Source organism: Streptomyces sp. DT190, from assembly GCF_049846985.1.
Taxonomy (GTDB): Bacteria; Actinomycetota; Actinomycetes; order Streptomycetales; family Streptomycetaceae; genus Streptomyces.
Window position 1 is genome coordinate 41,102 of record NZ_JBNCNM010000015.1, and the last position, 13,138, is coordinate 54,239.

General features: G+C 73.0%; 14 protein-coding genes. 8 read left to right on the top strand and 6 right to left on the bottom strand.

Annotation, left to right across the window (positions count from 1 at the left end):
• The first annotated feature begins 138 nt into the window (after positions 1-138).
• Positions 139-375 carry a chaplin gene (locus tag ACPXCS_RS24840; protein ID WP_425949338.1) on the top strand — a complete coding sequence of 79 codons (237 nt, stop codon included), beginning with the start codon at positions 139-141 and terminating at the stop codon, positions 373-375.
• A 64-nt stretch (positions 376-439) separates the two neighbouring features.
• On the opposite strand, the gene ACPXCS_RS24845 is transcribed toward ACPXCS_RS24840, so the two are convergent.
• The gene (locus ACPXCS_RS24845; protein ID WP_425949340.1) at positions 440-1,552 is read right to left on the bottom strand and encodes a PP2C family protein-serine/threonine phosphatase; all 1,113 of its coding nucleotides are present in this window, start codon (positions 1,550-1,552) and stop codon (positions 440-442) included.
• A 72-nt stretch (positions 1,553-1,624) separates the two neighbouring features.
• Positions 1,625-2,821 (bottom strand): glycoside hydrolase family 64 protein, encoded by a 1,197-nt coding sequence (locus ACPXCS_RS24850; protein ID WP_425949342.1) that lies wholly within the window; start codon positions 2,819-2,821, stop codon positions 1,625-1,627.
• Positions 2,822-3,193: 372 nt separating this feature from the next.
• Here ACPXCS_RS24850 and ACPXCS_RS24855 point away from each other — a divergent pair, with 372 nt between their 5' ends.
• Positions 3,194-4,102 (top strand): GNAT family N-acetyltransferase, encoded by a 909-nt coding sequence (locus ACPXCS_RS24855; RefSeq protein WP_425949344.1) that lies wholly within the window; start codon positions 3,194-3,196, stop codon positions 4,100-4,102.
• A gap of 5 nt (positions 4,103-4,107) precedes the next feature.
• Here the strand turns inward: ACPXCS_RS24855 and ACPXCS_RS24860 are convergent, their stop codons facing one another.
• On the bottom strand, positions 4,108-4,992 hold the full coding sequence (locus tag ACPXCS_RS24860; protein WP_425949346.1) for a Gfo/Idh/MocA family protein: 885 nt from the start codon (positions 4,990-4,992) through the stop codon (positions 4,108-4,110).
• 427 nt (positions 4,993-5,419) lie between these two features.
• Positions 5,420-5,833, bottom strand: coding sequence for a VOC family protein (locus ACPXCS_RS24865; RefSeq protein WP_425949348.1), 414 nt, complete (start codon positions 5,831-5,833; stop codon positions 5,420-5,422).
• 173 nt (positions 5,834-6,006) lie between these two features.
• Between ACPXCS_RS24865 and ACPXCS_RS24870 the strand changes: the two genes are divergently transcribed.
• Positions 6,007-6,867, top strand: a complete 861-nt coding sequence (locus tag ACPXCS_RS24870) for an aldo/keto reductase (protein ID WP_425949350.1) — start codon at positions 6,007-6,009, stop codon at positions 6,865-6,867.
• A gap of 88 nt (positions 6,868-6,955) precedes the next feature.
• On the opposite strand, the gene ACPXCS_RS24875 is transcribed toward ACPXCS_RS24870, so the two are convergent.
• Positions 6,956-7,186, bottom strand: coding sequence for a hypothetical protein (locus tag ACPXCS_RS24875; RefSeq protein ID WP_425949352.1), 231 nt, complete (start codon positions 7,184-7,186; stop codon positions 6,956-6,958).
• Between the two features lie 782 nt (positions 7,187-7,968).
• Between ACPXCS_RS24875 and ACPXCS_RS24880 the strand changes: the two genes are divergently transcribed.
• The 3 genes from ACPXCS_RS24880 to ACPXCS_RS24890 all read left to right on the top strand — a co-directional run bounded on the left by ACPXCS_RS24880 (position 7,969) and on the right by ACPXCS_RS24890 (position 11,106).
• Positions 7,969-8,826: an aldo/keto reductase gene (locus ACPXCS_RS24880; protein ID WP_425949354.1), complete on the top strand. Its 858-nt coding sequence runs from the start codon at positions 7,969-7,971 to the stop codon at positions 8,824-8,826.
• A gap of 144 nt (positions 8,827-8,970) precedes the next feature.
• Positions 8,971-10,740, top strand: a complete 1,770-nt coding sequence (locus tag ACPXCS_RS24885) for an ABC transporter ATP-binding protein (protein ID WP_425949356.1) — start codon at positions 8,971-8,973, stop codon at positions 10,738-10,740.
• A 114-nt stretch (positions 10,741-10,854) separates the two neighbouring features.
• On the top strand, positions 10,855-11,106 hold the full coding sequence (locus ACPXCS_RS24890) for a DUF5133 domain-containing protein (protein ID WP_425949357.1): 252 nt from the start codon (positions 10,855-10,857) through the stop codon (positions 11,104-11,106).
• 2 nt (positions 11,107-11,108) lie between these two features.
• Here the strand turns inward: ACPXCS_RS24890 and ACPXCS_RS24895 are convergent, their stop codons facing one another.
• Positions 11,109-12,119, bottom strand: coding sequence for a GlxA family transcriptional regulator (locus ACPXCS_RS24895; protein ID WP_425949359.1), 1,011 nt, complete (start codon positions 12,117-12,119; stop codon positions 11,109-11,111).
• 184 nt (positions 12,120-12,303) lie between these two features.
• Between ACPXCS_RS24895 and ACPXCS_RS24900 the strand changes: the two genes are divergently transcribed.
• Together ACPXCS_RS24900 and ACPXCS_RS24905 are read left to right on the top strand one after the other, a co-directional pair.
• Positions 12,304-12,777 (top strand): hypothetical protein, encoded by a 474-nt coding sequence (locus tag ACPXCS_RS24900; RefSeq protein WP_425949361.1) that lies wholly within the window; start codon positions 12,304-12,306, stop codon positions 12,775-12,777.
• Between the two features lie 139 nt (positions 12,778-12,916).
• Entirely contained in the window at positions 12,917-13,120 is a 204-nt protein-coding gene (locus ACPXCS_RS24905) for a hypothetical protein (RefSeq protein WP_425949363.1), read from the top strand.
• Positions 13,121-13,138 lie beyond the last annotated feature (18 nt).

Sequence of the window (13,138 nt, forward strand, 5' to 3'; positions counted from 1 at the left end):
GCCCGGCGTGCATCCGGAGAGCGCGGCCCGGGCCCTCGCGGACCCCCGGCACCCCGTTCGGACGCCCACCGATGTCGCATCCCCGGTTTCCGGGTGACGGTGGAGACACGTGTCCCTGCGAATGACAGGAGCTTTTCCATGCGCACACGTGTGACCGCCGCTGCCGGCCTGGCCTGCGCCGCCCTGCTGGCCTTCGCCGGTACGGCGAGCGCCGACGACGGCACCGTCGGTATCGCCACCGACAGCCCCGGCGTCCTCTCCGGCAACGTCATCCAGATCCCGGTCGACATCAACGCCAACGTCTGCGGCAACTCGATCAACGTGATCGGGCTGCTGAACCCGGCGTTCGGCAACGAGTGCACGATCAAGGACTGACGTACCGGACGCACGGCTCACCGGCGGCGGCCCGCGCATCGGCGCGGGCCGCCGCCGGCCGTCGTCACGGCCCGGACGGCGGGCACGGCGCCAGCACCAGCATCGTGACGTCGTCGCGTACGTCCGGGCAGTGCCGCACGAGGTCGGACCACACCCGCTCGGCCAGGGCGGCCGGGTCCTCGGCGGTGAGGCCGGGCAGCCGCTCGGCCAGCGGGTAGAACGCGCCTTGGGCGTCCCTGGCCTCGGTGACGCCGTCGGAGGCGAGGAAGAGCCGGTCACCGGCGCGCAGCGGCACGCTGACCACCCGGGGCGGGACGGGCCCGGCGAGTCCCAGCCCGAGCGGTGTCCCGGGCTCGACGTCCAGCTCGACGACCTGCCCGTCCCGGATCAGCAGCGGTCCCTCCTGCCCGCACGCCACGATCCGCACCACCCGGGCGTCGGCGGAGAAGTCCAGCAGCACCGCCGTGGCGAACAGCTCGGTGTGGGGATCGTCCGCCGAGTCCACCGCGAGCCTGCGGTCGAGCCGGGCCGCCACCGCCTCCGGGTCCGTCTGGTCCAGCACCGCCTCCCGGAAGGCCCCCAGCAGTGAGGCGACCGTCGCGACGGCCGACAGACCGTGCCCCTGGACGTCGCCCATGACCGCACGGACGCCGTGGGGGCCCGCCCGTACGTCGAAGAAGTCACCCCCGACCAGCGTCCCGCGCTGCGCGGCCCGGTACAGGCCCGCGCACCCCACCGGCCCGACGCGCCGCGGCAGCGGCGGCGCGACGGCCCGCTGCGCCGCCTCGGCCACGGCCCGCTCGGTGACCAGCTGCGCGTCCCGCCGGCTGCGCACGTACGACAGCAGCACGCTGAGCACCGACACGAAGCACACGGTCAGGACGTCGGTGCTGCCGGGATCGTCCAGGTCGAAGACCGGCACGGTCAGCACGAGCACCGTCAGCACCCCGAGCACGGCCGTCGTCATCGGTCCGTGCGCCAGCACGGCCAGCGGCGGGATGGCACCCAGCAGGAAGCCGATGTCGAGCGGTTCGGGGCTGACCAGCTCCGCCAGGCAGACGCCCGCCAGCAGGGCCGACGGCAGCACCCGGGCCCATCTCGGCGGCGGTGCCCCGCGCAGCCAGCCGGGCCGGTCCCGGTCGGGGGCCGTGCGGGACCGGCCGCGCGTGCTTCTCACACCACCACGCTGCCCCGGGCGACCGGCCACCGCACGCCGGGGCCGCGCCGCCGGGGGACGGCCGCGCCCCGGCTAGAACGGCGTGAGCGTCAGCCGGAAGGCCGTGGGCGCGGTGTCCTGGATGTAGGAGGCGAAGTCGGCCACGTCGTCGAAGGCGAAGCCGTACGCCTTGCCGTCCTCGGCGGCCGCGTGCATGGCCTTGGCGTAGTGGTTGGTCAGCTCGGCACGGTAGAACGACGCCGGGTCGGTCGTCGGCTGGGCGGCGGAGGCCAGCAGCGTCGAGCGGTTGAACCCGGCCCCCAGGATCGCGGCGACCGGTCCGGTCGTGCCGTCGTTGGGGGCGGCGAGGGCGCCGTCGCAGAACAGCACGTCCCGCGTGGACGGCTTGGCGAAGGAGACCTCGGCGGGCCCGGTGAAGGTGAGCCGCTCGCCGCGCACCCGGCCGGTGAACGTACCGGCGTTGGTCGTCACCTTCAGGTCCCGGCCGGTGTAGGTGCTCCACACCTCGTCGATGGCGGGCGCGAAGTAGTCCTTGGCGAACAGCCCCGCGTCCAGGCCGTGCCCGGGGGCGATGATCCGGGTGTCGTCGACCACGAGCCGGGCGAACTCCGGGACCTGCCGGACGGCGGCGAACGCGGCCGCCCGGCCCCCGTCGCGCAGCGCGCCCGTCGTCTGGTCCTTGGCGCCGGTCAGCCGGATGCTCATCGGCACGCTGAACATGTCGACCATGGTGGTGTTGCAGAACATGCCGGCCGAGTTGTACGTGAACTCGGCGCAGTCGTGCAGCACCCCGTAGTTGGGGTCCGAGGAGACCCAGCCGGCCGGGTACTGCAGCGCCGCGTTGCCGGCGCCGTCGGTGACGACCTTGAACTTGAGCTTCGCGCCGAGCGACACGTAGATGCGGCCCGACATGTACGGCAGGGACAGCCGGGTCTCCCCGCTGCCGGCCAGCGGTATCGCGTAGTCGGTGAAACCGTCGGGGCCGTTGTCGGACAGGGCCACCGGGGCGAGGGTGCCGTCGGGCCGCAGCCGTACCTGACGGCCGTCGGCGTTGCCCACGACGTAGACGTGGACGCTCGCGTTGCCGAACGAGCCGCTGTTGTTGACGAGCGTCACGGGCAGGGCCGCTGCCGCCTTCGGCGTGCCGGGGGCCGTCTCCGCGAGGGCGTGGGGGGCCAGCGCGGCGATCGCCGGGGCGGCGACCACGGCACCGCCGAGACCGGCGAGGAGCTTACGGCGGGCGAGGGGACGCTGGTGACGAGGAGTCATGTGGGGGGCCTCCTGTTGTGCGGGTGGGGAGATCGGATGAGAGCGCTCTCAGTCCGACCGTCCCGGATGTTACGGAGCAGCGGCGTCCCAGCCAACCCGTCCGTCACGGACAAACCCCCCGTACCATCGCCCACTTGGGCGCCTTAAAGATCGCTTAACCCGCGCTTAAGGGTCGGTTGAGGCCGACAGGCAAACCCGTGGACGACCCGCCCGGTGATCCCGTAACGTGTGGCCCGCCACGCCCGCGACCGACGGAAGGAGGGCAGAGCCGTGCAGTTCACACCGACCCCGCGCTCCCTCCCCGTTGTCCCGGCGTGCTTCGACTGACCGACCGGGAGCGCACTTCGCAGCATACTTCCCGGAGGACATCCCATGACCGATCCGGTCATCCGCGCGCTCGACGCGAGCGACGCCGCACTCTTCGACACCCTGCCCGACCCGCTGGGCGCCCGTGAGGGCCACCGGCTGACCCGGCACCGCCCCGAATGGAAACGGGTCGCGCTGCGCGACGGCCGCGTGGTCGCCCGCGGCGCCTGGTGGGGCGGCCCCGACGACACCCAGCCCCTCAACATCAACTGGTTCGACGTGGCGGAAGGCGAGGAGGAGGCGGGCGCCGCGCTCCTGCGCTCCGCGCCCTGGCAGGTCGAACTGGAACTGAACGCGCCGGCCGGCTGGCGCGAGGACCCGGCGCTGCGCGCCGCCGCCGAAACGCGCGTCGCCGCCGCCCGCAAGGCCGGGTACGACCTCCTCGTCGAACGTCTCCTGTACCGCTGGACCCCCGGCGACGGCCTGCCGGAGCGGCCCGGGCGCCTGGAGTTCCGCGCCGAACCGGACGACGCCGTCTTCTTCGACGCGCTGCGCCGCATCCACTCCGCCACCCTCGACGCCCACGCGCTCAAGGCGATCGAGGAGGGCGGACTCGACCGGGCCGCCCAGCAGGAACTCGACTTCTTCCACTGGTGCCCGTCACCACGCGAGTGGTGGCAGGTCGCGTACACGCCCCAGGGCGAGCCGGTCGGCATCCACATCCCGGCCCACAACCCCTCGGGCCCCTGCGTCGGCTTCATCGGCGTCCTGCCGGACCAGCGCGGCCGGGGCTACGCCTACGACCTCCTGGCGGAGTGCACCCACTTCCTCGTGGAGCGGGGAGCGGAGTTCGTCACCGCGGCCACGGACCGGGGCAACGTGCCCATGGCAGCGAACTTCGCCAAGGCCGGTTACCCGGTGATCCGCGAACGCCTCAACTTCGAGCCGGCACCGCAGGAGGCCCGCACGCCCTGAGGCGCCTAGCGCTCGCCGTCGTCCAGCAGCTCCTGGGCCGCCGTGAGGATCTCCGTCACCCGGAGTCCGAACGCCGCGTCGCAGCGGTGCGGGCGGCCCGTCCGGACGGCGGCGAGCAGGGCGTCCGCGGCCCGCATCAGGGCCGGGACGGCACCGTCGCCGCCGTCCGGCAGGACCGCGACCCCGGCCTCGCCGCGCAGCTCGACGGCGGCACCGGCCGCGGCGGGCGGTGCCGTCAGGCTCAGGGTCAGCGTGCTGGACGCGCCCTGCACGTGGTCGAGGACCACGTGCACCGTGTCCCCGGGCCCGTACGCCGCCGCCGACACGTGCCGCACGTCACCGAGCACCGGCAGCAGCACGGACAGGGCGTGCGGACCGACGTCCCACAGGGCGCCCTTCTCCCGCCGCCACGGCGTCGCGAAGGGGCTCTCGCTGGTGAACACCGCGCCGAGCCACTGCGCCCGCGCCGTGAACCAGCCCCCCACCGCCGCCTGCTCGGCGATCCAGGTCTGCGGCCCGGGCTGGAACCGGGTCGTGAAGAACACGACCGAGGAGACCCCGGCCGCCTCGGCGGCCTCGACGACGGCCCGCCCCTGCTCGACCGTGGGCGCCAGGGGCTTGTCGAGCAGCAGATGGCACCCGGCCCGCGCCGCCCGCACGGCGAGCTCGGCCTGCACCTGCGGGGGCAGTGCCACGGCGACCGCGTCCACGTCGGCCAGGAGCGCGTCGACGTCGTCGTACGCGCGCACACCGTGCCGCTCGGCCAGCTCCTTCGCGGCCTCGGGACGACGGCCCCAGACCCCCGCGAAGTCCAGCTCGTCATGCCTGCTCAGCGCGGGGGCGTGGGCCATCTGCGCCCAGGGTCCGGTGCCGAGAAGTCCTATCCGCATGCTGCCGCCTTTCCCAGTGCCTGGGCGAAGAGCGTGACACACACCGGCGGCCGGCGGGGGAGCGGGTGCGGACAACCCGGAAGGGCGTACCGGTCTCCCTCCCCGCCGCAGGCGTCCCCGGCCACCGCCCTGACGTCCGGCCGGGACCCGCGGCAGGCCCCGGCCGGAGCCCTACGCCGCGAGCTCCTCGCGGATGCGGTCCAGCATGAACGCCGAGGACTCCCGGGCCCGCTCCTCCCAACGCGAGCCGGGTGGTCCTGAGGGGCACCGCGAACGCGGCAGGGCCGCCCGTGCGCGCGGTCGGCTGCGGTGCGCGCGGGCGGCCCTGGTCGGGTTCGGTGCTCCGGTGGTCCGATCCGGTGGGGCGCTGCGGTGGGGTGCTGCGGTGGCGGCGGTGCTCTGCCGGTGGTGCCTCCGCCGGAGGTGCTCAGCTCTCCTTGCCGCTGATGTTGACCATCCACGGCACACCGAAGCGGTCGGTGCACATGCCGAACTCGTCACCCCACATCTGCTTCTCCAGCGGCACCGACACCGAGCCGCCCTCGGAGAGCTTCTCCCAGTAGCCGCGCAGCTCGGCGTCGTCGTCGCCGCTGAGGCTCACGGAGTAGGAACCGCCCTGCGGCGTCTCCATGCCGGGTGGGTTGTCGGCGCCCATCAGGGTGAAGCCGGTGGGGGTCTCCAGCATGCCGTGCATGATCTGGTCGGCGTGCGGGGTGTCCCCCTGGCCGAAGTCGCCGTAGGAGTTCAGGGTCAGGGTGCCGCCGAAGACCTCCTTGTAGAACTCCATCGCCTGCCGGGCGTCGCCGCCGAAGGTGAGGTAGGGGTTGAGACGCGAAACCATGAAAGCCTCCCAAAAGGGACAGGGTCGTCGTGCGCGCAGCGTATCGCCGGGCACTGACAACGGCTCGCCGACCGCCCCGCGCCCGAGGCGCCCGGACCCGTCCCCGTGCCCCGCTCCCGCGCCAACGGCGCTGTTAGCGTGGCCCCTTGGGCTCAAGGGGGAGGAGACCGCTCATGGCATCGACGTTCCGCATCGGTGGGGATCTGGAGGTGCGCAGGCTCGGGTTCGGGGCCATGCATCTGCCGACCGGGCCCGGCCCGGACCGCGCACGGGCCCTCGCGGTGGCCCGGCGGGCCGTGGAACTGGGCGTCACCCTGATCGACACGGCGCACCTGTACGGCGGAGGAGCCAACGAGGAACTGCTCGCCGAGGCGCTGCACCCCTACCCCGAGGGGCTGCTGATCACCACCAAGGTCGGTGTCGCCCGCACCGGGCCCGGCGGCGACTGGAAGCTCGACGGGCGGCCCGAGATCCTGCGCGACCAGGTCCGGCAGGCCCTGCGCCGACTGCGCGTGGAGCGGATCGAGCTGCTCCAGCTGCACCGTATCGACCCCGACACCCCGCTCGCCGACCAGCTGGGCACGTTGCGGGAGCTGCAGTCGGAGGGCCTCATCGGGCGCATCGGGCTGTCCGAGGTCTCCGTCGACGAGCTGGAGCGGGCCCGGGAGATCGTCGACGTCGCGAGCGTGCAGAACCGGTACAGCCTGCTCGACCGTGAGCACGAGCCGGTGCTCGACGCCTGTGCGGCGGCCGGCATCGCCTTCCTGCCGTGGCGGCCCGTCGCCTGGGGGAAAACCGGTGCCGAGACGCCCGTCGCCGACGTGGCGGCCGAGCTGGGGGCCACGCCCACCCAGGTCGCGCTCGCCTGGCTCCTGGACCGCTCGCCGGTCGTCCTGCCGATCCCGGGCACGGCCCGGATCGAGCACCTGGAGGAGAACGTCGCCGCGGCCGACCTGGAACTGACGCCTGCCCACAGGGCGCGTCTCGACGCGTCGGCCGGGGCGGCGGGGGAGCCGGGGGCCGGGTCCGGTTGAGGAACGGGGCAGCGGGGGCCGGGGCTGGTTGAGGAACCCGGTGGCAGAGGGCGCGGGGCGGCTGAGGAACCGGGCGGTGCGTGGTGGCTCACGCCTCCTCGGGCGTCCCGCTGCTCCAGTCGTACGGGCCACCGCCCCGCCACTCGATCAGCTCGGTGTCGTCCACCGCCGTGTCGGCCGTGGGCAGGCCCTCGCGGTGGACCAGGTCGAGCACGTCGAACAGGCTGTAGGCGACGCCCTTGTCCTCGCCGCGGATGGTCACCAGCCGTCCGCCGTCCGACGCGGGCGGCTGCACGACCACAGGGGGTTGACCGTCCATAGCCCCACCATGCGCCCGAAACGGCCGGTTCGCAGCTCGGTCGCGTCCAGAAGCGGTAGCAGTTCTCCTCCGTCGCGACCCGGACGGGCGGTACGCGGGTGACAAGGGGAGTGCCGAGAACTGAGTTCTCATCAGCACTCCCTGAGGCGCATCCGCAACCGCCCTGGCGTCCATGGCATGGATGACGTGCTTGAAACGCCGGAGGAACGGGACGGAGGTGCTGCCGGCCGGGTCCCGCCCGCGCCGGACCCCGTCGTCGCCGGCGGCACCGGCATCTCGACGCGCTGATCGCCCGGCCCGGCAGAACCACGGGGGACCCGACCCGCCTCCACGAGGGCCACCGCAGACCCTCCCGCGCCCCGGGCAGCGGATCGGCGCTGCCGCCCCCGGGAAGGGAGGGACGGAGCGGTGCCGCGTGAGGCGCAGGCCTGACAGCCCGAGTTGACGTCCCGCCAGGGATGACCTCTTGAGGAAGCGGCCGACAGGTCCGAACGGGCCGTGATCGCGAACATGAGGGCGGGCAGGCGCGCCCTGTTGTTCCCCTGCCGCGGGCGGATGCCGTCACGCTGTCATCTCTGTGCTCACGACCACCTGCGAAGCGGATCCCGCACTTGGCGGCGAGGAGACGGGGTCCCGGGTGGAGGGCCGTGGGGAGGCATTCAGTTGCGCGGCTGCTGAATGCGTTCTCCTTCTTCTATTGGACGTCCGCGCGCGGGACGTCCAGGCTGGAGTCGGCCATCGCCCGAACAGCCGAAACGACAGCCGGAAGAGGTCACGAGCCCATGGACACCCGCCGTATCGGTGATGTCGAGGTCAGCGCGATCGGGCTGGGCGCGATGCCCATGTCCATCGAGGGACGCCCGGACGAGGAACGCTCCCTCGCCACCCTCCATGCCGCGCTCGACGCCGGCGTGACCCTGATCGACACCGCGGACGCCTACCACCTGCACGCCGACGAGGTCGGTCACAACGAGAGCCTCATCGCCAAGGCCCTCGCCTCCCACGAGCGCGGCGGCGAGGTCCTGGTCGCCACCAAGGGCGGTCATCTGCGCCCCGGCGACGGGAGTTGGACGCTCGACGGCAGCCCCCGCCATGTGAAGGAGGCGTGCGAGGCGTCCCTGCGCCGCCTCGGCGTGGAGGCCATCGGGCTCTACCAGTTCCACCGCCCCGATCCGAAGGTGCCCTACGCCGATTCGGTCGGTGCGGTGCGCGACCTGCTCGACGAGGGCAAGATCCGGATGGCGGGCATCTCGAACGCCGACCCCGACCAGATCCGCCAGGCCCAGGAGATCCTCGGGGGCCGTCTGGTCGCCGTGCAGAACCAGTTCTCCCCGGCCTTCCGCTCCAGCGAGCCGGAACTGCGCCTGTGCGACGAGCTCGGCATCGCGTTCCTGCCCTGGAGCCCTCTCGGCGGGATCGCGAAGGCCGGCGAGCTGGGCTCGGCCCACGGCGCGTTCGCCCGCATCGCCGCGGAGCGCGGGGTGAGCCCGCAGCGGGTGTGCCTGGCGTGGATGCTCGCCAAGTCGCCGGTGGTCGTGCCGATCCCGGGCGCGAGCCGGCCCGAGACCATCCGCGACTCGGCCGCCGCCACCGGTCTCGTCCTGACGCCGGAGGAGCAGGCGGAGCTGGACGCGGCCTGAGCGGCCCGCGGCCCGGGGCGGCGCACCCGTCTCGCCCCGGGTCCCGCGCTGCGGCGTCGCCGCCCCGGCCCGTGGTGTACTCCGGAGCCGCCTGGGAAGAAAGCGCTTGCCACACCCACCGGCAACCGGGGAGGACCACCGCCGATGGCGTCGACGACAGAAAGACCCCTCGACCACCGCTACCGGGGCGAGCACCCGATCCGCACGCTCGCCTACCTGTTCCGCGCCGACCGCCGCCGGCTCGCGCTGGCCGTCGTCGTCTTCACCGTCAAGCACAGCCCGATCTGGTTGCTGCCGCTGGTCACCGCGTCCATCATCGACACGGTCGTCCAGCACCAGCCCCTCAGCCGCCTGTGGACCAGCACCGGGCTCATCATGTTCATCCTGCTGGTCAACTACCCGCTGCACGTGCTGTACGTCCGCCTGCTGTACGGCAGCGTCCGCCGCATGGGCACCGCCCTGCGCTCCGCCCTGTGCACCCGCATGCAGCAGCTCTCCATCGGCTACCACTCGCGCGTCAGCGCCGGCGTGCTCCAGGCCAAGGTGGTCCGGGACGTGGAGACCGTCGAGCAGATGGTGCAGCAGACCGCCGAGATCGGGCTCGGCGCCACCACCGTGCTCACCGGCGGCCTCGTCATCATCGCCGTGCGCACCCCCGAGTTCCTCCCCGTCTTCCTCGTCGTCGTGCCCGCCGCGGCGCTGCTCGTGGCCCGGCTGCGGGCGCGGCTGCGCACCCACAACGAGCACTTCCGCCACGAGGTGGAGGCCCTGTCGTCCCGCGTCACCGAGATGACCCGGCTCATCCCCGTCACCCGCGCCCACGGCCTGGAGGGCAAGGCCCTGCGCCGCATGGACGGCACCCTCAACCGGCTGCTCACCTCCGGCCTCCGCCTCGACCTGGTCAACGGCCGGTTCGGCTCCCTGGCCTGGGTCGTCCTCAACGTGGTCGGCGTGCTGGTCCTGGCCGGGGCGGCGCTCATCTCGTACCACGGCGTCTGGGGCGTCACCCCCGGCGACGTGGTGATGCTCAGCGCGTTCCTGACCACCCTCACCAACTCCACGACGACGCTGGCGGGACTCGCCCCCGTCATCACCAAGGGCCTGGAGTCGGTCCGCTCCGTGGGCGAGGTGCTCCAGGCCCCGGAACTGGAGGACAACCAGGGCAAGGCGGAGCTCTCCGCGCTGCGCGGAGCCGTCACCTTCGAGCACGTCGACTACGCCTACGAGACCGACGGGCGCACCGCTGTGAGGGACTTCACCCTGGACGTGCGGCCGGGCGAGACCGTCGCCCTGGTGGGCGCGTCCGGCGCCGGCAAATCCACCGTGCTCAACCTCGTCATCGGCTTCATCCGCCCCACCTCGGGCCGGCTGCTGCTCGACGGCACCGACATGAACACCCTCGATCTGCGCACCTACCGCCGCTTCCTGTCGGTCGTGCCGCAGGAGTCGATCCTCTTCGACGGGACCGTCCGCGAGAACGTCGCCTACGGCATGGACGACGCCGACGAGGAGACGGTGCGGGCGGCCCTGCGCGACGCCAACGCGCTGGAGTTCGTCGACCGGCTGCCCCGGGGCCTCGACACCCTGGTCGGCGAGCACGGCGCCCGGCTCTCCGGCGGGCAGCGCCAGCGGCTCGCCATCGCCCGGGCCCTGATCCGCGACCCGCGGGTGCTGGTCCTGGACGAGGCGACCTCGGCGCTCGACACCCGCTCGGAGGCCCTCGTCCAGCAGGCGCTGGCGCGGCTGCTGCGCGGGCGCACCACCTTCGTCGTCGCGCACCGGCTGTCCACCGTCCAGGGCGCCGACCGGATCGTGGTGATGGGCGACGGCCGGATCCGGGAAGTCGGCACGCACGAGGAACTGCTGCGCCGGGGCGGGGCCTACACGGCCCTGCACAGCGGCCAGCTCACCTGACGACGATCATCAAGTGGTCATTTCTCGTCAGTTCCGCCCCTGCTGAGAAAAAGGTGTGAATGTTTCCGCGTGGTTCGGGCATACGCAGCGCAAACCCACAGAGAGGGGCGCTACGTGCTCGTACCGGACCGGAAGGCCGTCAGGGAGTTGCTGACGCGATACGCGTCGCTGAGGATCGCTCAGGCGGAAAGGCACACGCCGGCGACGGCACGCGAGCTGGACGACGTCAGCTACACGCTGTGCGTGATGATGGGGACGTCCGACATCAGTGACGCCATCGCCAAGGCGGACGTGCTGCTGCTGACCAGGGAGCGGTCCGCTGCCGCGGACACGGACGGGGAGAACGGCCTGACGCTGGTCGGCTGAGATCAGGGATCCGGGCCCGGACCCGGAGCTGCCCCGGCGGTCCCGGAACGGACCGCCGGGGCAGCGGTCTTCCCGTGGAACGCCGTGCGGTAGGCGTACGGCGTGGTGCCCACCACCTTGCGGAACCGCTCCCGGAACGCCGTCGGGGAGCCGAAACCGGCCTGCCGCGCGATCCGCTCGACCGAGTGGCCGGTGTTCTCCAGCAGGTACTGGGCGCGCCGCACCCGCGCCCGCAGCAGCCACTGCAGCGGCGTGGTGCCGGTCTGCTCGCGGAAGCGGCGGCTGAACGTCCGCTCGCTCATCCCCGCGCGTGCCGCCAGCGCCCCCAGGGTCACCTCCTGCGCGAGGTGGTCCTCGATCCACTCCAGCACCGGCTCCAGCTCCGACCCCCGGGGCACGGGCGGATGCTCGTGCACGATGAACTGGGCCTGCCCGCCCTCCCGTTCCAGCGGCATGACCGACATCCGGGCGATGTTCGCCGCCACCGCAGAGCCCAGGTCCCGGCGGATCATGTGCAGGCACAGATCCAGCGCGGCCGCCGCACCGGCCGAGGTGAGGATCTGCCCGTTGTCCACGTACAGCACGTCCGGCTCCACCTCGATGCGCGGGTAGCGGCGGGCCAGATCGCCCGCGGCCACCCAGTGCGTGGTGGCGCGCAGCCCGTCCAGCAGCCCCGCCTCCGCCAGGACGAAGGCCCCCACGCACACGGACGCGATCCGGGTACCGGCCTCGGCCGCCTGCCGCAGGGCCGCCAGCACGCGGGCGGACGGCGGCGCCGCCTCGGGTGAGCAGCCGGGCACGATGATGGTGTCGGCCTCCGCCAGCGCCTCCAGCCCTCGCTCGACGCGGAGCGTGAAACCACCGTCCGCACGCACCTCCGGCGTCTCGGCGCAGAGCCGGACCCGGTAGGCCGGGCGCCCGTCCGGCAGGTGGGTCCAGCCGAACGTCTGCTGGGGAGCCGCCATGTCGAAGGGCACCACGTGATCGAGGACGAGGATCGCCACAGAGTGCATGACCGCCACCCTAGGGGCATTCCCGCCAGGCCCGGACACCGGGCCCGACGGTGTCCCGGGCCACGAGTGGACAGGTCACCGGGTTGGCGGGAATCCGTTGGAAGCTGTCGTTCCAGCCCCTGGGCGATCACGGCGGGCCTCCCTAACGTGAGCGCCGTCGATCGTTCTCGTGGAAAGAGCCCCGGTGACCAAGTTCCTGCTGTCCCTCCATGTGCTGGCCGCCATCGTCGCCATCGGTCCCGTGACCGTCGCGGCCAGCATGTTCCCGCCGGCGGCCCGGCGCGCGGCCCCGGCGGGCGGTGGCGTCCCCGACCCGTCGGCGGTCGGCACGGTCGCGCTGCTCCACCGCATCTGCCGCGTCTACGCCGGCGTCGGGGTGACCGTCCCGGTCCTCGGCCTCGCCACCGGGGCGGCGATGGGCGTCCTCGGCAGCGGGTGGCTCGTCACCTCCATCGCCCTGACGGCGGCGGCCGCGGGCGTCCTGGCGGCCTTCGTCCTGCCCCGCCAGGAGGAACTCCTCGGTGAACTGCGGGGCGAGGGGGCCGTCGACCACCGCGACACCGTGCAACTCGCCATGTTCACCGGCATCTTCAACCTGCTGTGGGCCACCGTCACCGTCCTGATGATCGTCCGGCCCGGTTCCACGACGGGGGCGTGAAAGGCCGCGCGCGCACCTGTCACAGATGTCCGGTCTGCGTCAAGTCATCCCAAGGAATTCACACTCCGGGACTCCGTGCCGCCTACACTCGCAGTCTCGCCCCCGCTCGGGGCCGACGAGCAGAAAGGCACGTTGACGGGTGTTCCAGGATTCCCCCATCTACGACCGACTCATCGCGGAGCGCGGCGATGTCCCCGCACAGGTGCGCCGCGAGGCCGAACGTGTGAGCAGGGAACTGGAGCTGGTCATGCGGCCCGCACAGTCCCTCGGCTACGACCGTCCGCACTCCCCGGGCACGGGCTGGCAGCGCACGGCGATGCTCCCCGGACCGCGGCCGCAGTGATCCTCCGACCGGAGACGG